This is a genomic window from Sneathiella marina, assembly GCF_023746535.1.
GTDB lineage: Bacteria > Pseudomonadota > Alphaproteobacteria > Sneathiellales > Sneathiellaceae > Sneathiella > Sneathiella marina.
In genome coordinates this window covers 2,520,767-2,538,286 of record NZ_CP098747.1, presented here as the reverse complement: position 1 = coordinate 2,538,286, position 17,520 = coordinate 2,520,767, and the positions used below count along the sequence as shown (strand labels likewise).

14 protein-coding genes are annotated in these 17,520 nt (G+C 48.4%); 10 read left to right on the top strand and 4 right to left on the bottom strand.

The genetic code is table 11. The features are described 5' to 3' along the window. From NBZ79_RS12025 to NBZ79_RS12000, 6 genes are all read left to right on the top strand, one after another. The gene (locus NBZ79_RS12025) at positions 1 to 657 is read left to right on the top strand and encodes a protein-L-isoaspartate O-methyltransferase family protein (protein WP_251932675.1); all 657 of its coding nucleotides are present in this window, start codon (positions 1 to 3) and stop codon (positions 655 to 657) included. A 225-nt stretch (positions 658 to 882) separates the two neighbouring features. Beyond that, positions 883 to 2,247 (top strand): TolC family outer membrane protein, encoded by a 1,365-nt coding sequence (locus NBZ79_RS12020; RefSeq protein WP_251932674.1) that lies wholly within the window; start codon positions 883 to 885, stop codon positions 2,245 to 2,247. A gap of 108 nt (positions 2,248 to 2,355) precedes the next feature. Then, positions 2,356 to 3,057, top strand: coding sequence for a DUF2497 domain-containing protein (locus tag NBZ79_RS12015; protein ID WP_251932673.1), 702 nt, complete (start codon positions 2,356 to 2,358; stop codon positions 3,055 to 3,057). Positions 3,058 to 3,136: 79 nt separating this feature from the next. Beyond that, a complete protein-coding gene (locus tag NBZ79_RS12010; protein WP_251932672.1) occupies positions 3,137 to 5,782 on the top strand; it encodes a valine--tRNA ligase in 2,646 nt (881 codons plus the stop codon). A 168-nt stretch (positions 5,783 to 5,950) separates the two neighbouring features. Next, positions 5,951 to 7,405 (top strand): amidase, encoded by a 1,455-nt coding sequence (locus NBZ79_RS12005; protein WP_251932671.1) that lies wholly within the window; start codon positions 5,951 to 5,953, stop codon positions 7,403 to 7,405. A 226-nt stretch (positions 7,406 to 7,631) separates the two neighbouring features. Further along, entirely contained in the window at positions 7,632 to 8,039 is a 408-nt protein-coding gene (locus NBZ79_RS12000; protein WP_251932670.1) for a hypothetical protein, read from the top strand. A gap of 3 nt (positions 8,040 to 8,042) precedes the next feature. Here the strand turns inward: NBZ79_RS12000 and NBZ79_RS11995 are convergent, their stop codons facing one another. Continuing rightward, entirely contained in the window at positions 8,043 to 8,456 is a 414-nt protein-coding gene (locus NBZ79_RS11995; RefSeq protein ID WP_251932669.1) for a PaaI family thioesterase, read from the bottom strand. 417 nt (positions 8,457 to 8,873) lie between these two features. On the opposite strand from NBZ79_RS11995, the gene NBZ79_RS11990 reads away from it, so the two are divergent. Both NBZ79_RS11990 and NBZ79_RS11985 read left to right on the top strand, forming a co-directional pair. Next, on the top strand, positions 8,874 to 9,575 hold the full coding sequence (locus tag NBZ79_RS11990; RefSeq protein ID WP_251932668.1) for a VPLPA-CTERM sorting domain-containing protein: 702 nt from the start codon (positions 8,874 to 8,876) through the stop codon (positions 9,573 to 9,575). A gap of 145 nt (positions 9,576 to 9,720) precedes the next feature. Continuing rightward, complete coding sequence (locus NBZ79_RS11985; protein ID WP_251932667.1) at positions 9,721 to 11,280, top strand: long-chain-fatty-acid--CoA ligase; 1,560 nt, start codon at positions 9,721 to 9,723, stop codon at positions 11,278 to 11,280. On the opposite strand, the gene NBZ79_RS11980 is transcribed toward NBZ79_RS11985, so the two are convergent. After that, positions 11,273 to 12,439 (bottom strand): OmpA family protein, encoded by a 1,167-nt coding sequence (locus NBZ79_RS11980; RefSeq protein WP_251932666.1) that lies wholly within the window; start codon positions 12,437 to 12,439, stop codon positions 11,273 to 11,275. The two genes, NBZ79_RS11985 and NBZ79_RS11980, sit on opposite strands and share 8 nt — an antisense overlap. A gap of 684 nt (positions 12,440 to 13,123) precedes the next feature. Between NBZ79_RS11980 and ilvD the strand changes: the two genes are divergently transcribed. Together ilvD and NBZ79_RS11970 are read left to right on the top strand one after the other, a co-directional pair. Next, the gene (ilvD, locus tag NBZ79_RS11975) at positions 13,124 to 14,977 is read left to right on the top strand and encodes a dihydroxy-acid dehydratase (RefSeq protein ID WP_251932665.1); all 1,854 of its coding nucleotides are present in this window, start codon (positions 13,124 to 13,126) and stop codon (positions 14,975 to 14,977) included. Positions 14,978 to 15,137: 160 nt separating this feature from the next. Next, positions 15,138 to 16,214, top strand: a complete 1,077-nt coding sequence (locus tag NBZ79_RS11970) for a hypothetical protein (protein WP_251932664.1) — start codon at positions 15,138 to 15,140, stop codon at positions 16,212 to 16,214. A 30-nt stretch (positions 16,215 to 16,244) separates the two neighbouring features. Here the strand turns inward: NBZ79_RS11970 and xth are convergent, their stop codons facing one another. Next, positions 16,245 to 17,018, bottom strand: a complete 774-nt coding sequence (xth, locus tag NBZ79_RS11965; protein ID WP_251932663.1) for an exodeoxyribonuclease III — start codon at positions 17,016 to 17,018, stop codon at positions 16,245 to 16,247. Between the two features lie 66 nt (positions 17,019 to 17,084). After that, on the bottom strand, positions 17,085 to 17,435 hold the full coding sequence (gene erpA / locus NBZ79_RS11960) for an iron-sulfur cluster insertion protein ErpA (protein WP_251932662.1): 351 nt from the start codon (positions 17,433 to 17,435) through the stop codon (positions 17,085 to 17,087). Positions 17,436 to 17,520: the final 85 nt, after the last annotated feature.

Below are 17,520 nucleotides of genomic sequence, written 5' to 3'. Positions count from 1 at the left end.
ATGATAACCGAAAAATATGCCGAAGCGCGCCATCATATGGTGTTGAGTCAATTGCGTCCCAATCAGGTGACGAGTGACCGTGTTGCCAATGCCATGGATACTGTCCCCCGGGAAGAATTTGTTCCAAAAAACCTGCGGAGCGTCGCGTATCTGGATGAAGATCTGGAAGTGGCGCCCGGGCGTTTCGTGGTTGAGCCCCGTGTCTTTGCCAGGCTCCTGCAGGAAGCTGATGTAAAGAGTACGGATGTGGTTTTGGATATCGGGGCAGGTACCGGATATTCCTCAGCCGTGCTCGGTCATTTGGCGCAGGCTGTTGTTGCAATTGATAAAGACCCGGAACTGGTTGCGAAAGCATCGGAAACCTTAAACAAGCTGGAATGCGATAATGTCGCCATTGTTGAAGGTGAGCTGGCAGAGGGGAACAAAAAACACGGTCCGTACAATGTCATCCATATAAACGGGGCGATCGATGTTGTGCCTGTGAGCCTGCTTGAACAGCTGGCAGATGATGGGCGTCTGGTTTGCGTTTTGGGCGGTAACCCGGGGACGGCGACTGTTTATACACGGACCGGGGAGAGTTTTTTTCCGCGCAAAGCGTTTGATGCGTCAGTTCCTGTATTGAAGGATTTGGCTCAGCCGGTGACGTTTGAATTTTGATAGAACAAGAAGATTGTTACATAATGGCAACGTAGTAATCGAACATTCTTGTTAAGGTTAAGATTTCTATCATGATTTGGCCCGATAATAGTAGATGATGTGTTTCGATAAGTTTTGTAGTGACGAGAACTGTTTATATTAGTTGATAAAAACAGTATTCGGGACTAAATTCTTTTATGGTTAATTTCTTGGTAGCCCAAAGTCGGGCTTGAGAGGCGAGTAAAGATGAATAAAATGGCCTTAACCGTTGCGTCAGTTATTGCGGTAATCTTACCGTTATCTGGCGTGAGCGCCGAGACGCTGAATGAAGCGCTGGCAGCAACCTATCAGAACAATCCGACCTTGCAAGCACAGCGGGCAAGTGTCCGCGGTGTCGATGAAGATGTTTCCCAGGCGCTTTCTGGATGGCGCCCGGAAGTCATTGCAACTGCGAATGCTTCGGCACAACATAGCAATACGAATATCACCAATAACCCTGGTGGCAGCAAGGATACAACACCAACACAGGCAGCGTTGACTGTTTCGCAACCTGTTTATACAGGTGGCATTACGACAGCGACGACCAAATCCGCGGAAGCCTCTGTGCTGGCCGCGCGTGAATCACTTCTGTCAACCGAGCAGACGATTTTTCAGCAGGCTGTATCTGCTTATGTGAATGTTTTGAGTGATACCGCGGTTGTCGAGTTGAACAATAATAATACGACAGTTCTCCGGCGCCAGCTGGAAGCTGCGCAAGACCGGTTTGAAGTCGGTGAAATTACACGGACTGATGTGGCGCAGGCCGAAGCCCGGCTGGCCGACTCGATCTCGAATTTGATCCAGTCAGAAGGGAATTTGAGATCAACCCGAGCTAATTTCGAACGTATCGTTGGTAAGGCGCCGGAAGATTTGGTAATTCCCGTAATTCCGACTGATTTTCCGGAATCCGAAGATGCCGCATTGATCACAGCGCTTGAAAACCATCCTGATATAAAAACGGCAAAATTTAACGAAGAAAGTTCGCGGCATAATATTCGCGCGACCTCCGGTCAGCTTCTACCAGTAATTTCGGTGGACGGGACTTTGGCGCATGGCAACGAAGTGTCGGGAAGCGGGTCTTGGGCCAATACCGCGAGTATCGGCGCTTTTTTGACCGTGCCGCTTTATCAGTCCGGGTCCGTTTACAGCCAGGTTCGGCAGGCACGTCAGATTAACAGCCAGCGGATGCAGGAAATAGAAGAAGCGGTTCGCCTCATTCGCGAAAGCGTTGTTCAATCCTGGGAGCAGCTGGAAACAGCCCGGTCCAGAATTGGTTCCAACCAGGAAGCAGTTCGCGCCAACACCATTGCATTGGAAGGTGTTGAGCAGGAAGCCCAGGTTGGCTCCCGGACGACTTTGGATGTCTTAAACGCTGAACAGGAACTCCTCGATAGTAAAGTTAATCTGGTGCTCGCACAACGGGACCAGTATGTCGCGGTTTATAATGTTGTCGCCTCTATCGGTAAACTGAACGCACGGGATCTCCAACTTAATGTGGATTACTATGATCCTGCTGCCAACTATGACCGCGTTCGGGGTAAATGGGTCGGGACAGACGGCGGCCTGGATTAAGGGTTCCTTAAAGGAACAGTGCCATAGTAGGGACGAAGAAAAGATTTTTAAGGCGATCTGCAGCTTGTAAAGGATGTCAGGGCCTTTTGTTTCGATGGTGGATTGAACATGAGTGATCAGAAAACAGAACAAGAACCGACGATGGAAGAGATATTAGCTTCCATTCGCCGTATCATTTCTGAAGATGGCGAAGAAGAAACAGAAGGTCAGGAAGCTGGCGCTGAAATCACGGAAGAAGCAGAGCCGGAAATAGAAGCAGCACCAGAGCCAGAGCCAGAGCCGGAGGTTGCGTCAGAACCGGAACCTGAGCCGGAACCAGAAGCTGAAGTTGCTTCTGAGCCAGAACCAGAACCGGAACCAGAAGTGGCGTCAGAGCCAGAACCAGAGCCGGAACCCGAAATCGACGAGGAAGACATTTTGGAACTGACTGAGGAAATTCAGGAAGAAATAGCGGCCGCCGAGGAAGAAATTGAACTGGGCGCTGATTCCGAGATTGAAGAAGAAGCCGATGTCGAAGACGACACGGAAGCCGAGCCGGAAACGGCTGCAACAGAAAATCTTTCAACCAACAGCCTGCTGGCTGATCCAACAATCGCTGCAACCACTTCCGCTTTCGCCAATCTGGCTGGCGCGGTTGCCTCTTCACGGGGACTACAAATGGGTAACAATGCTACACTCGAAGAAATGGTCAAAGATATGGTCCGGCCAATTTTGAAAGAATGGCTTGATCAAAACCTCCCGCAGATTGTTCAGCGTATTGTGGAACGTGAAGTGAGCAAGCTTGCCGATCGTGCAGACGAAGACGAATAAAGTCTTTCCTGCAGGGCGGTGAGCCGACTATATTACTCCCGAACTTTTTGCAGATTTATCAATAAAGAAAGATTCAGCAATGCTGGACAAATCTTATCGACCCCAAGAGGTCGAAGGAAAGCTCTATTCAAAATGGATGGAGCAAGGCGCGTTCTCTTGTGGACGCGCAGATTCTGATGACGCCTTTACAATTGTCATTCCACCGCCGAATGTGACAGGCAGCCTTCATATGGGGCATGCCCTCAATAACACACTTCAAGACGTGCTTGTCCGATTTGAACGGATGCGCGGTAAGGATGTTCTCTGGCAGCCAGGCATGGATCATGCCGGTATTGCCACGCAGATGGTTGTCGAACGGCAGCTGGCGGAAAAAGGGATTTCCCGTCATGATCTGGGCCGCGAGGCTTTCGTCGATAAAGTCTGGGAATGGAAAGGCGAATCTGGCGGGCTGATTTTCGAACAGCTTAAGCGACTGGGGGCAACTTGCGATTGGGAGCGCGAGCGGTTTACCATGGATGACGGATTATCTGTCGCCGTTCGCAAGGTATTCGTGCAACTTTTCAAAGAGGGACTGATTTATCGCGACAAGCGCCTGGTAAACTGGGATCCGCAATTTCATACAGCTATTTCTGACCTGGAAGTTGAGCAACGTGAAGTGAACGGCCATATGTGGCATTTCCGATATCCGGTTGAGGGAGAGGACGGACGTTTCATTACCGTGGCGACAACGCGACCGGAGACCATGCTCGGGGATACAGGCATCGCTGTTCATCCAGAGGATGAGCGATATGGGGACCTTGTTGGCAAGTTCGCCATTTTACCGATTGTCGGACGCCGAATTCCCATAGTCGCAGATGATTATGCGGATCCGGAGCAGGGTTCCGGCGCTGTTAAAATAACGCCGGCACATGATTTTAATGATTATGAAGTTGGGAAGCGCGCGGGTCTTGAGGTCATCAATATAATGGATGAAAACGCCCATTTGAATGATGCCGTTCCCGCGGAATATCAGGGGTTGGAACGCTTCGCTGCCCGCAAAAAAGTCGTTGCGGAAATAGAAAAACTCGGCCTGCTGGAGAAAATTGACGATCACCCGCATACTGTTCCCTATGGTGATCGGTCCGGTGTTGTCATTGAACCGCTGTTGACGGATCAATGGTTCGCGGACGCGGCGACATTGGCGCAACCGGCAATACGAGCCGTTGAAAATGGCAGCACAGAATTTGTGCCGGCCAAATGGACCAATACCTATTATGACTGGATGCGCAATATTCAGCCCTGGTGCATATCCCGCCAGCTTTGGTGGGGACACCGGATCCCGGCTTGGTTCGGACCTGACGGTAAGTTCTTTGTGGAAGAGACCGAGGAAGAGGCAATTGCGGCTGCCGAGGCTCACTATGGCCATACGGAACCGCTGATCCGCGACGAAGATGTGCTGGATACCTGGTTTTCGTCCGCCCTTTGGCCTTTCTCCACCCTCGGATGGCCCGAGAAAACACCGGAACTGGCGAAATACTATCAAACAGATGTCCTGGTAACCGGATTTGACATTATCTTCTTCTGGGTTGCAAGAATGATGATGATGGGTTTGCATTTCACAGATGAAGCGCCCTTCCATACTGTCTATATCCATGCGTTGGTCCGGGATGAGCATGGCGCCAAAATGTCTAAATCAAAAGGCAATGTGGTGGACCCGCTGGACCTCATAGATAGCTATGGGGCGGATGCATTGCGTTTTTTCCTGTCAGTCAGCGCTGCGCAGGGGCGCGATGTCAGCTTGTCTGAACAGCGGGTTGAAGGATATCGCAATTTTGCCACCAAATTATGGAACGCGGCCCGCTTTTGCGAGATGAATGAATGCGCTATACCGCAGGAATTTGATCCGTTTGCTGTCGAGCAGCCCGTCAATCAATGGATCATTGGTGAAGTGGTTAAGTGCGAGGAAGCCGTTCGGGCCGCATTGGAAAGCTATCGTTTTAACGACGCCTCCAACGCAATCTATGCCTTCACCTGGAATGTGTTTTGTGACTGGTATCTTGAGTTCGCAAAACTACCCTTTCAAGGCGACGATGCGAAAGCCAAATCGGAAACGAAAGCCACCGCAGCTTGGACACTGGATCAAATTTTGAAAATCCTGCATCCCTTTATGCCTTTTGTGACCGAAGAAATCTGGGGCAACCTCGGTGTTGAGCGTGCCACAGATTTAATCGTCTCGGATTGGCCTGTTTATCCCAACTACGCCATGACATCGGCGCAGGACGAGATGGACTGGGTCCAGGAATTGATTGCGGGTGTTCGTGCCGTGCGGAGTGAAATGAATGTTCCGGCAGGCGCTAAGGTCCCGCTCATTTTCAATGACGGCAACGCGGAACAAAATCAATGGCTGGGTCGCAACTGGGCAATTATCGCGCGGATGGCCCGGCTTGAGAGTAAGTCGATCGACACGGAATTTCCAAAAGGGGCATTGCAGTTTGTTCTTGGCGGTGCAACCGTCGGCTTACCATTGGCCGAAGCTATGGATGTCAGTGCAGAACGGGACCGCCTGGCGAAGGAGATTGGGAACCTGAACGGCTATATGATGGGGCTGAACAAAAAACTCGGAAACGAAAAGTTTGTTGCCAACGCACCGGTAGATGTTGTCGCCGGTGAGAAAGCCAAATTGGCAGATGCAGAAGTCAAACTGGCGAAGCTCAACGATGCAGCAGCTCGGCTTGCCGAACTCTAGGATCATTCAAATTTCGTTGAAAGGCGGCTCAAACGGGGCCGCCTTTTTTTGTGTCTGTAATTTTTCTATTGTCTCATGTTCCGCTATAGCTCTAAACTTCTTTTGTCTTTTTCTTTCCGAATAATAAAAATTTGGCGCATCACATCGCTTTGATAAAAGGATCTCAAGATGACAGATATTCACTTCCTGCCAGCCCATGAGCAAGCGACAAAAATTGCTGCTGGGGATATTGGTGCCGTGGAACTATTAGATCATTATCTTAAACGTGTTGAAACTTATAATGACGCCTTGAATGCCGTTATCTGGATGGATGAACCAGGAGCAAGAGCACGGGCGATTGCGACGGATCAGGCGCGGGCGCGAGGGGATCGGCTTGGACCGCTTGCCGGTGTCCCGATGACGATCAAGGAAAGTTATAATCTGGTCGGCAGCCCGTCAACCTGGGGTAACCCGGCCTGGAAAGATCACTTTCCGGAGCGCAACGCCCTGAGTGTCCAGCGGTTGCTGGATTCCGGGGCAAATATATTCGGGAAAACGAACGTGCCGTTCATGCTTGCGGATTGGCAGAGCTTTAACGATATTTATGGCACCACAAATAACCCCTGGGATTTGAGCCTGACACCCGGTGGATCGTCAGGTGGCTCGGCCGCGGCGATGGCGGCTGGTCTGAGCGGGATAGAAATTGGCTCTGATATCGGTGCCTCCATTCGCAACCCGGCGCATTATTGCGGTGTTTGCGGTCATAAGCCGACATACGGAATTATTCCGGGGCATGGGCAAAAACCTCCCGGGATTGTCGCGGATAGCGATATTGCTGTTTTGGGGCCTATCGCGCGCTCCTCCCTTGATCTTGAAATCGCATTGGACATCATGGCAGGGGCCGGTCAACCAGACGGGTCCGCCTGGACTTTGGACCTGAAACCGGCACGTCATAATAAACTCTCCGACTTCAGGGTTGCCGTCATGACATCGGCGCCCGGGTTTGATGTGGATACGGATTATCAAGCCTGCCTGAGCGACATTGCAGACAAGCTTGCCGCCAGCGGTGCGACGGTTAGCCGGACGGCGCGTCCGGATATTGACATAGCACATGCATATGAAACCTATATCCTGCTCTTACGCGCTGCGACCTCTGGCGCCTTGTCCGACGAGCAACTGGATCGCTTTAAGGATATTGTGGCCAGCAGCAGTTCAGACGATAAGAGCTATTTGACCTTGATGGCACGGGCGGGAACCCTGTCCCACAAGGAATGGCTGCGACTAAATAACGAGCGTCGGTTAATGGCCCGGAAATGGGCCGCTTTCTTTGACGATTATGATGTCCTGATTTGCCCGGCCGCTGCAGGTCCGGCATTTCCTCAAAACCAGATTGGTGAGCGTCAAGATCGGATGATTGACGTCAATGGTCATTTACAGCCAAGTACAGATCAAATGTTCTGGGCAGGATATTCAAACATAGTTGATTTGCCGTCGACCGTCATTCCGGCAGGAAAAACACCTTCCGGTCTTCCGGTAGGATTGCAGGCTGTTGCAGCCTATGGCGAAGACCGGACTTCCCTGGCGTTATGTCGACTGATTGAGGAAAGTTTTGGCGGATTTACGCCACCACCCGGTTACAGTTGAAAATGCCTTAATTCACGGTGAGTCTGCTAATGGATTGATTGCGAACGGCTTTTTCCAAATTAGATTGCGTTAGACTAAAAACTACCTAAAACTGCGAATTTTTCGAAAGATTTTGTTCATAAACTCCTGATACCCCTGAAATAAGGGTGCTTTTGCCGGGACTGGCTCAATAGCCAAATTGCTGATTGAAGCTGGCATTTGCGGGTATATTGTCCAGGAGGGAATTATGGCCTATGCCATCAAAATGATTCAGCCTACGTCGCGTAAACGCGATACGGGTTATAGCGGTGTTTCGTGGACCTGTCTGTTTTTCGGGCCTTTTCCAGCTTTATATCGCGGCCATTTGTTCGGATTTATTGGCATGACAATCGTCAATTTAGCGACACTAGGCTTGTCGACATTTGTTTTTATCTTCGTTTATAACGCCTGGCATTACCACTCCTTGCTGAGCCGAGGGTTTCATCCGGCGGGCCATCAATTTGGCACTGTGAGAGAAGACATTGTCGAGGTGAAGGCTGAAAAAAGCAAAGATGCGGAAGATATGTTCGAAATGGAAAATTTACGGCAGCGCCGCCGTATCATGCTTGCCTCGCCCGAGCTTTCCGAGAACCTCATCGATGATAGCCGCCGCTAGCCGTTAGAGTAGCATAAAGTTGCCGATCACGTGACCGACAGGTTTTTCGGTGTTTCCCGTATGTAAATTCACTTCCCCATACATTATGGTTCGGCCGGGCTTTATAATCCGAGCGTCGGCAAATAATTCACTATCAACGACAGGTCTTAAAAATGACGTCTGCAAATTAATGGTCGTCATATTTATGAATTCTCCGACAAAAGCCGCCACTGAAAATACCATGGCGGTATCTGCGAGCGCCATGATCGCTTGTCCGCACATAATGCCATCCATCCGATTGAGCGCAGGGGAGGCGGGAATACGTAGTGTAACACCGTTTTTTTCAACATGTGTAAAACTGATATCCAGGGCTTTCACCCATGGAGGAAATGCTTTTTCATAGAAATCCTCGGCATCTTTGATGGAAAGTTCCGACATCTTTAGTTCCTAAATTAGGGATTTTTGTAAATACAGGCCTTTTCTTTATTCTTTAATTCTTGACGGCCAATATAATATTATGTGGTGATCCCAGGGTCGTCTAGCAGTTTTATATTTCAGCACATCAACATATTAATCTTTCCGATTCCCGCGAAATCTCGCTGGAATGCCGAAGCCCAGGGTTGAAGCACGGGTAAATATGTTGAAAAATTAACCATAAAATCTACTTTGTTGTTAATTCAAATGGTTAATGTTGCAATAAAATCATACCTTTATAGTTAATATTCGCAAATCGACGTTCCTTAAAAGAAAGTGATTTATTTAGCTAAAATTTTATTATAAATTCCTCTCAATTATTCAGTCCTATGGTTTTAATTTTTTTATTAAGTTGATTTTGATTGTTTATTGGAGCGCACAATGATTAAGAAAGTAATGACTACAACATTTGCCGCAGCAACATTAACTGCTGTTCTGGCATCTCCAGCCGCTGCTGTTGGTGTCAATCTTATTTTAGATGGTGGATTTGAAAACAACGTTGGCCTGGGGAACAACCAATGGGGTGTGTTCGATAACGTTGGAGCCTGGACGCGGACAAATGGACAAGGAATTGAAGTCCAGCGTGGTCAGAATATTGGCGGGTCAAGCCCTCATGGCGGCCAGCAAAAAATCGAACTCGATAGCCACAACCTGGATGACAAAGGCAAGCCGAAAAACTACGAAAGTAATTCGGCGATGAAACAAATTGTTTCTCTGGATGCTGGAACATACGAATATTCTTTCTGGTACAAGGGTCGGACCAAGGATGCCGGTACAAACGGTATTCGGTACCGGATAACGGATGCTGATGATGGCAACGAAAAAATCTTCAAAGATGATGTAACGGGCGTCAGAAAAGACGGTTGGGTTCAGTATATTGAAACCTTCAGTTTGACAGACGCAACAAATGTTGCCTTCTGGTTTAAAGCCATCGGTAAAGAAGATACTTATGGTGGGTATATTGATGATGTCCGCCTGTCTGCGGTTCCAATTCCTGCCGCTTTGCCGCTTTTCGGCGCGGCGCTTCTTGGAATGGGCTTCCTGGCCCGACGTCGTAAACAAAAAACAGCTTTGCAAGCCTAACTCACTGTTTATCAGACGTTTAAGACAAACGGCGCCTCTTGAGGCGTCGTTTTTTTTGTGTTTTTGAGGCTGCCGCCCATCCTACCCTTTACCTGATCACTAATTTCTTGAATAATCAAAAAAAAATCTCAACAGGGAGTACGGGATGTATATTTCACAGATATTGATGCGGGCGGTTCAAACCCGGGGAGACATGGTCGCAACGATCTGTGCCGGACGGCAACATACATATCAACAATTTTCCGATCGTGTACAAAAATTTGCAGGCGCGCTACGGAGCCTGGGCGTGGGCGAGGGAGAACGCGTCGCGATACTTGCCCATAATTCCGATAGATATCTGGAGTTCTATTACGCTACTCCCTGGGCAGGTGGCATCTTTGTACCCGTGAATACGCGGCTTGCTGTCCCGGAATTTGCCTATTGGTTGAATGATTCCGGATCCGAAATTCTGCTGGTCGATGATGCCTTTGCCGGTGTTGTTCCTGAGTTAAGGGAGCTGGTTCCCGGCTTAAGGCACATCATCTATATCGGTGAGGCCGAAACACCGGAAAATATGCTGAGTTACGAGGCACTGGTTGCTGAAAATGACCCTGTTGAAGATGCCGGACGTCATAACGATGAGCTTGCCGGGTTGTTCTATACCGGCGGTACGACAGGTGTCTCGAAGGGTGTCATGCTCAGCCACCGTAATTTTGTTGCGAATACATTGAACTCGATGCCGGCCTTCAACTTCAGCGAAGGATCCCGCTGGCTTCATGCAGCGCCGATGTTCCACATTGCCGATGGATGTGCCGTGTTCGGGGCGACCATGGGATTGGCGACGCACGTCTTTATTCCCGGCTTTACACCGGCCGGTACAATGCAGGCAATGCAGGATCACAAAGTAACCAATACACTTTTGGTACCCACCATGGTCAATATGGTCGTAAACGACCCGACTGTTGAAAATTACGATTTATCAAGTGTTCGCGATATTGTCTATGGCGCATCACCAATGCCGGAAGCCGTGATCGTAAAGGCCATAGAAGTTCTTCCCAATTGCGGCTTTACCCATGCCTACGGACAAACGGAATGCGCCCCTTTGGTGACCTATACCGGCCCGGAATTCCATGAATTGAACGGTCCAAACGCTGGTCGCTTTAAGTCTGCGGGGAGGGCAGCCTATTCAGTTGACGTCAGAATTTTCGATGAAAATGATGAAGAGGTGCCTTACGGGACAGTTGGCGAGGTCTGTGTTCGTGGCCCTAACGTCATGCTTGGATACTGGAACAAGCCTGAACAAACCGAAGAAGCCCTCCGCGGTGGTTGGATGCATTCCGGAGACGGCGGTTACATGGATGAACAGGGTTTCGTTTATATTGTTGACCGGGTTAAAGATATGATCATTTCCGGTGGTGAAAATGTATATTCTGCGGAAGTTGAGAATGCTGTCTACCAGCACCCTGCCGTGGCGGAATGTGCCGTGATAGGTATTCCTGATGAAAAATGGGGAGAGCAAGTTCATGCGGTAGTCCGCCTTCAAGAGGGAAAAGCTGCCGCTGAGCAGGATATCATTGATCATTCTCACGCGTTGATTGCAGGATTCAAATGCCCCCGCAGCGTTTCATTCGTGACAGATCCGCTCCCATTGTCAGGTGCCGGTAAAATTTTGAAAACGGAGCTTCGTAAGCCTTTCTGGGCTGAAAGTGATAAGCAGGTTAGTTAATCTGGCGTTGAGGAGGGAGTGTGCATTTACGAATTTCGACACGGCGTCGCGGTAAATGAGTGCTGAAATTTTCTCCGTGGCCGACGCTGTAGACAGATGCCGCGTTAAGCCCCGATTGCAGCATTAAGGATTTGACTTCAGCAGCGCGTTGGTGAGAAAGGCGATCATTATCGGAGTAGGGTCCTGTTGGATCAGAAAATCCTGAAATAACGACAATCTGGTTTTCTGATCCGATGAATTCCCCTGCAAGCTCTTTAACTTTTCTAATGCGAATGAGGCTCGAAATTTTTACCGCACTTACATCGAATGGAAGGATTAGATTTGGCTCGGAGTTCCAACAATTCGCAGGAATTGATAGAGCGATCTTGTCATTTGATTTTTTTTCCATTTGAAAGAGCTCGTTGCTGAACTTATCCAGCCCTAATTCAAGCTGACGCAGTTTGGTGCTGGAACGATCTGTGCGTTCTTCAATTCTAGAAATCTTACTCTTTAGAACTGAGCTGTTCAAAAGAGGCCTTTCGGCTATTTTAATCGCGATGTTCGCCACTTTCCGACCGTTTTTTTCTACGGTATTTCTAAGCTCGGTAAAGCTGGGATTATTGGAGTTTGCATTTTCCGAAGATCTGGAAAAGAGAGACTGCAGGGATTGTACCGGCACGGCAAATGGCAAGCGTGTTCCACCATTGAAGAATAGATCGAAACGCTCTGTGGAGCCAAGGAAAATGACGGGTTTATCCATTGAAGGAATATCAAAAAGAACGACAGGGAAAGTAAAAAACTCTCCCATAGTTCGAGCGAAACTGAGGAAGAGATTTACCTCTTCAAACGGGTGTTCATCGCCCACTTTGCATAGATTTGCAATATTTAACCCAGGATATAGTTTAGCTGAGGTTACAGGAGACGCAGTGTCATTTTTGACCGCATCAATTATGCAATTTCGGGTTTCCCTGGCTTTCTCCCCCGCGTGGTAAATTGACATGGAAGAGATCGCTACCATTAAAATAATGGTAGCGGAAAATCGATGATTTTTAAAACTGCAGAATTTCAAAAAATGTTGGTAAAAAGTGAAGGCTGCGGCGCGTGGAGCCCCTTGAGATGTTTGCCTGGTCTCTTTTTTCTGGTGCTTAAGGGACCGCGCCAGGTGTTCCCGGCCGATCAAGATATGAGACGGCTCCTTCCGGTTTCTCTCCGGTAGAAGAAACACAAACATATGGAAAAAATTTAGAATAAAAATTCCCAGGCTGAGGCCTATTATTCTAATGCGACGCCCAGGTTTTAAATGACGGTGAGAAGTCTGGGCAATCATGTGAATAAACAGGCCAATGGAAAACAGTACGGCCAGTAGAATGGAATAGGCAAACCAGATTTTTACAACAACAACAGTGAGCATTCCGCCTGTGCGAAACATACTGACAAAGAAATCGGACAAGCCCGCGTATTTTAAATAATTCAGCTCGAAAATGCCATAAACCAGCGTATCGAACAGCAGCCCGAACACAAAGAAATAACAGAGCAAAAGGATTGTCAGAAAAGGGATCAGCAAGGCCAGACTATAGGTTCTATTTACCCGTAGATGTATTTCGCAGAATATCTCGTCGCCCAGAGCTTTGTTGCGGCACCGCTTTCCCCCTCGGGTTATTCCTTCGCATTGCATTCTAAATCGCCTTGTTTTCTCATTCATCGTTAAAACAATAAATAGTAAATATAACTTTCAATACAAGTAAAAGTAGATATCACGAAAAAACGGAGCACTATAAAGAAAGAAGAGTGGCTTAAGCTTGTTCTCCTGCCCGGAAGGTACTAATTAGATACAAACAGGAATTGCTGGAAAAGTGAGAAAGAAATGCCCGAGTATAAATCAAAAACATCCACCCATGGCCGCAATATGGCTGGTGCAAGAGCACTTTGGCGGGCAACCGGTATGGGTGACAGCGATTTTAACAAACCGATTATTGCGATTTCCAACTCCTTCACTCAGTTTGTTCCAGGGCATGTGCATTTAAAAGATCTCGGTCAGATGGTGGCGCGGGAAATCGAAAAATGCGGGGGTGTTGCAAAGGAATTTAATACGATTGCCGTCGATGACGGCATCGCCATGGGCCATGATGGTATGCTTTACAGTTTGCCGTCGCGCGAAGTGATCGCCGATGCTGTGGAATACATGGTGAATGGCCATTGTGCAGACGCGTTGGTTTGTATATCAAACTGCGATAAAATTACACCAGGCATGCTCATGGCGGCCATGCGGCTTAATATCCCGGTCGTGTTTGTCTCCGGCGGCCCAATGGAGGCTGGAAAGGGCATGGCAGATGGCAAACCGGTCGGCCTTGATCTTATTGATGCCATGGTGCAAGCGGCAGATCCGTCCGTCTCAGATGAGCAGGTCGCGGAAGTTGAACGGTCAGCCTGTCCCACATGTGGATCCTGTTCCGGCATGTTTACGGCCAATTCCATGAATTGCCTGACGGAAGCCTTGGGCCTTGCATTGCCGGGCAACGGCAGCATGCTGGCGACACATGCAGACCGCAAGCAGTTGTTTCTTGATGCGGCGCGTACGATTGTCGACATCACCCGGCGTCATTACGAAATGGATGAGCCGGGATTGCTGCCGCGCGACATCGCGTCTTTTAAGGCTTTTGAAAATGCCATGACTCTCGACATCGCAATGGGGGGATCGACGAATACGGTCCTGCATCTCCTTGCAGCTGCGGAAGAAGGCGAAGTCGGGTTTACAATGGAAGATATCGATCGCCTCAGCCGTAAAGTCCCGCATTTATGTAAAGTGGCCCCCAGCATACAGACCTATCATATGGAGGACGTCCATAGAGCTGGCGGTATAATGGCGTTGCTCGGTGAATTGTCGCGTGCTGATTTATTGCATACTGACTTGCCGACTGTTCATTCGCCAACTGTTGGGGACGCAATTGAACTTTGGGATGTGGTTAAAACCAAAAGTAATACGGTTCAGGAATTTTACAGGGCAGGGCCAGGCGGTGTTCGAACGACGGAAGCGTTCAGCCAGGACAAACGCTATCCAGAGCTTGACATCGACCGTGTAAACGGATGTATCCGATCCAAGGACAATGCCTACTCCCAAGACGGCGGATTGGCCGTTCTCTATGGTAATATCGCGGCTGAGGGTTGTATTGTTAAAACTGCCGGTGTTGATGAAAACAGCTTGGTCTTTTCCGGCCCGGCTCGTGTGTTCGAAAGCCAGGATACGGCTGTCGAGGGAATTTTAGGCGACAAGGTAAAAGCCGGTGATGTGGTCGTTATCCTTTATGAAGGACCAAAAGGCGGCCCCGGAATGCAGGAAATGCTCTATCCAACTTCATATCTGAAGTCAAAGGGACTTGGTAAATCCTGTGCGTTGTTGACCGATGGCCGGTTTTCTGGCGGGACGTCAGGCTTATCCATCGGCCATGTGTCACCGGAAGCTGCGGAAGGCGGCGCCATCGGCTTGATTGAAGAGAATGACATTATCCAGATCGATATCCCCAATCGGACTATTCATCTGGATATTAGTGAAGAAGAAATGGCGCATCGGCACGCACATATGGTCGCGAAAGGGGATCAGGCCTGGGCGCCAACTGAGTCCAGACCTCGCAAGATTTCAATGGCACTTCGTGCGTATGCAGCCTTGACAACAAGCGCGGCACGCGGTGCTGTCCGGGATGTGGACCAGCTTAAGAAATAGATCAGTAATACCGAGAACTGAGGGCCTGCCGGAAATTCGGCGGGCCCTTTCATCGTTAACCATAGTTGAACTTAGTTCTTGATTATACACTCAGTATCACGATAAATTAAAATTTAGTTTTGCACGTTTAAATAGTGAAATTTGATACAAGGAGTTGAGTATGCGTTGGATTGGGTTTCTAATGATAATGTTGTTTTTTGTTGCAGCTTGCAACTCGACGTCACAAACCCAGACTAAAGCTTCGCCGTCTACTCAGATCAAGAAAAACAATGATTCTTTTGCTCTTAGCGGTACTGCTTTGGCGGCTTTTGAAAAATATTCGGATAACAGGAATTTTGTGGACTTCAAGGCATTCTTTGTTGATCCGCATGGCGGTGCCTGGGGCAGAGCCTATGCTTTCGATTCCGTTGATAAAGCAGTTTCGGTAGCGCGTGCAAAATGCGAGAAATTTGGTAATGCATGTTCAATATATGCAATCGGCAATGTGATTGTATTTGACCAAAGTGCTTCTGAACGAGAAGCAGTAATTTCGGAATATGAATTGCGTCTACCAAATGCGGACCTTTTGAATCTGAAAGCTTCAATCCTAAATGATGTGACCATACGGGAAAATCTTTCTGGAAAGACTATTACCGGCGAAACTTTTGGCGGCCAGAAATTCTCGGCGGAGATCACCACAGGCGGTCGAATTTATGTTCGGTTGCTCGATAGGAAGTTGAACTTCACAAGAAGTGATCAAGGCGTATGGTGGGTAAAAGATGGACACTTCTGTCGCAAATTATCCTATCTTAATGCTGGCATGGAAGATTGCGTGAGTTTGTACAAAAAAGGCGGCAAATTTGCAGTGGTTAATCAGAACAAAAAGCTAATTTCGGAATTTACTGTTTTGGGCGATATCGGTACTGTTGCTAAATACTCACCACCAGTAGCGCCTCGAAAATCGGCAAGTGAATCAGCCGCGAAACAGGAACCAAAACCGAAGGGTTTGAGCTCAAAACAGTATCGTATTCTTGGTGTAATGACAGTTTATAGCGAACTCTGCGCACAGTTTCTTGGCATTGGAGTCGGGAACACTGCCTTTGCAGATATCAAGGATCATTACAAATCAAGCGCAGATTTTAATAAAGGCTACGATAGCCTGAAAAACTACCTCAGCTACGATCAAATTACCGGTCTTAGTAATTGTGAGGATTATCAGAATAAACTGACCAAATTACATAAAAAGATCTCGAACTAGCCCACAGTGGGTACTGACTTAGGGGAGAGTTCAATTTGCGTTTGATAATTCGCACCAGATGGGTGTGTGATCAGAGGGGCGTTCCTGACCTCGGGGTTCTTTGTCAATACCGACAAGGGCGAGGCGATCTGTTGCCTGCGGGGAGAGCAGCAAATGATCGATACGGATCCCGTTGTCCTTTTGCCAGGCGCCGCGCTGATAATCCCAATAGGTATAATTTACTTCCGGTGTAAAGGTGCGATAGGCATCTGCATAACCTAGATTGAGAATATGGCGAAATCGATTGCGGCTATCAGGCTGGGTGAGGGCGTCACCTTCCCAGGCCTTTGCGTCATAACAGTCTTCATTTTGCGGGATTACATTGTAATCGCCTGCAAGGACTGTGGGTTCCTCCAATGTAAGAAGATATTTTGCCCGTTCGATTAACCGATCCATCCATTCAAGTTTATAAGGAAATTTTTCCGTATCAACCGGGTTTCCGTTCGGAAGATATATGGACGCAACACGAACATTGTTAATTGTTGCCTCAATATAGCGTGACTGTTCATCAGCCTCGTTTCCAGGCAGGCGTCGCATAACATCTTCAATGGGGAATTTGGAAAGTATAGCAACGCCATTATAGGTTTTCTGGCCATGGGTTTCAACATTATAGCCCAGTTCCTCGACTTCCAGGCGCGGGAAGGCTTCGTCGATCACTTTTAGTTCCTGCAAACACAGAACATCGGGGCTGGCTGCTTTAAGGTAATCCACAAGCCGCGGAAGCCGGGCCTTGACCGAATTGACATTCCAGCTTGCAATTTTCATCTCATTTTCCCATTAAAAAAGCCCGGATTACTACCGAGCTTTTATCTAGCATTTTTAAGTCAGCTGTTAAACGGCAAATGATGATCCGCAGGAACAGGACGCTGTCGCGTTCGGGTTCTTAATTTGGAAAGACGCTCCGATCAGGTCATTTACATAGTCAATTTCCGAGCCCGCCAGATACATCAACGAGATTTGATCGACAAGTAAGGTGGCGCCTTTATTACTTACGGCAAGGTCATCTGGGTTTTGCGTATCTTCAAGGTCAAAGCTGTATTGAAAGCCAGAGCATCCACCGCCATTTACGGCGACGCGCAGCATCTTCTTGTCGGATTTCATTTCATCGACAATGACATTTATCCTGTCCGCTGCCGACTCTGACAATTTTACCAGGGATTCTGAGTTATCGCTTGCAAACATACCGTCCTGCATTCAAAAGAAAGGGAACATGTGCCTTCATATTACTTACTATATACTCAATGATGTATTAACTCTAACCTTCTTT

What these genes read in the sequence shown, in the direction of transcription:
- NBZ79_RS12025 (WP_251932675.1), top strand. Translation starts at nt 1, where the DNA reads ATGATAACCGAAAAATATGCCGAAGCGCGCCATCATATGGTGTTGAGT.
- NBZ79_RS12020 (WP_251932674.1), top strand. Translation starts at nt 883, where the DNA reads ATGAATAAAATGGCCTTAACCGTTGCGTCAGTTATTGCGGTAATCTTA.
- NBZ79_RS12015 (WP_251932673.1), top strand. Translation starts at nt 2,356, where the DNA reads ATGAGTGATCAGAAAACAGAACAAGAACCGACGATGGAAGAGATATTA.
- NBZ79_RS12010 (WP_251932672.1), top strand. Translation starts at nt 3,137, where the DNA reads ATGCTGGACAAATCTTATCGACCCCAAGAGGTCGAAGGAAAGCTCTAT.
- NBZ79_RS12005 (WP_251932671.1), top strand. Translation starts at nt 5,951, where the DNA reads ATGACAGATATTCACTTCCTGCCAGCCCATGAGCAAGCGACAAAAATT.
- NBZ79_RS12000 (WP_251932670.1), top strand. Translation starts at nt 7,632, where the DNA reads ATGGCCTATGCCATCAAAATGATTCAGCCTACGTCGCGTAAACGCGAT.
- NBZ79_RS11995 (WP_251932669.1), bottom strand. Translation starts at nt 8,456, where the DNA reads ATGTCGGAACTTTCCATCAAAGATGCCGAGGATTTCTATGAAAAAGCA.
- NBZ79_RS11990 (WP_251932668.1), top strand. Translation starts at nt 8,874, where the DNA reads ATGATTAAGAAAGTAATGACTACAACATTTGCCGCAGCAACATTAACT.
- NBZ79_RS11985 (WP_251932667.1), top strand. Translation starts at nt 9,721, where the DNA reads ATGTATATTTCACAGATATTGATGCGGGCGGTTCAAACCCGGGGAGAC.
- ilvD (WP_251932665.1), top strand. Translation starts at nt 13,124, where the DNA reads ATGCCCGAGTATAAATCAAAAACATCCACCCATGGCCGCAATATGGCT.
- NBZ79_RS11970 (WP_251932664.1), top strand. Translation starts at nt 15,138, where the DNA reads ATGCGTTGGATTGGGTTTCTAATGATAATGTTGTTTTTTGTTGCAGCT.
- xth (WP_251932663.1), bottom strand. Translation starts at nt 17,018, where the DNA reads ATGAAAATTGCAAGCTGGAATGTCAATTCGGTCAAGGCCCGGCTTCCG.
- erpA (WP_251932662.1), bottom strand. Translation starts at nt 17,435, where the DNA reads ATGTTTGCAAGCGATAACTCAGAATCCCTGGTAAAATTGTCAGAGTCG.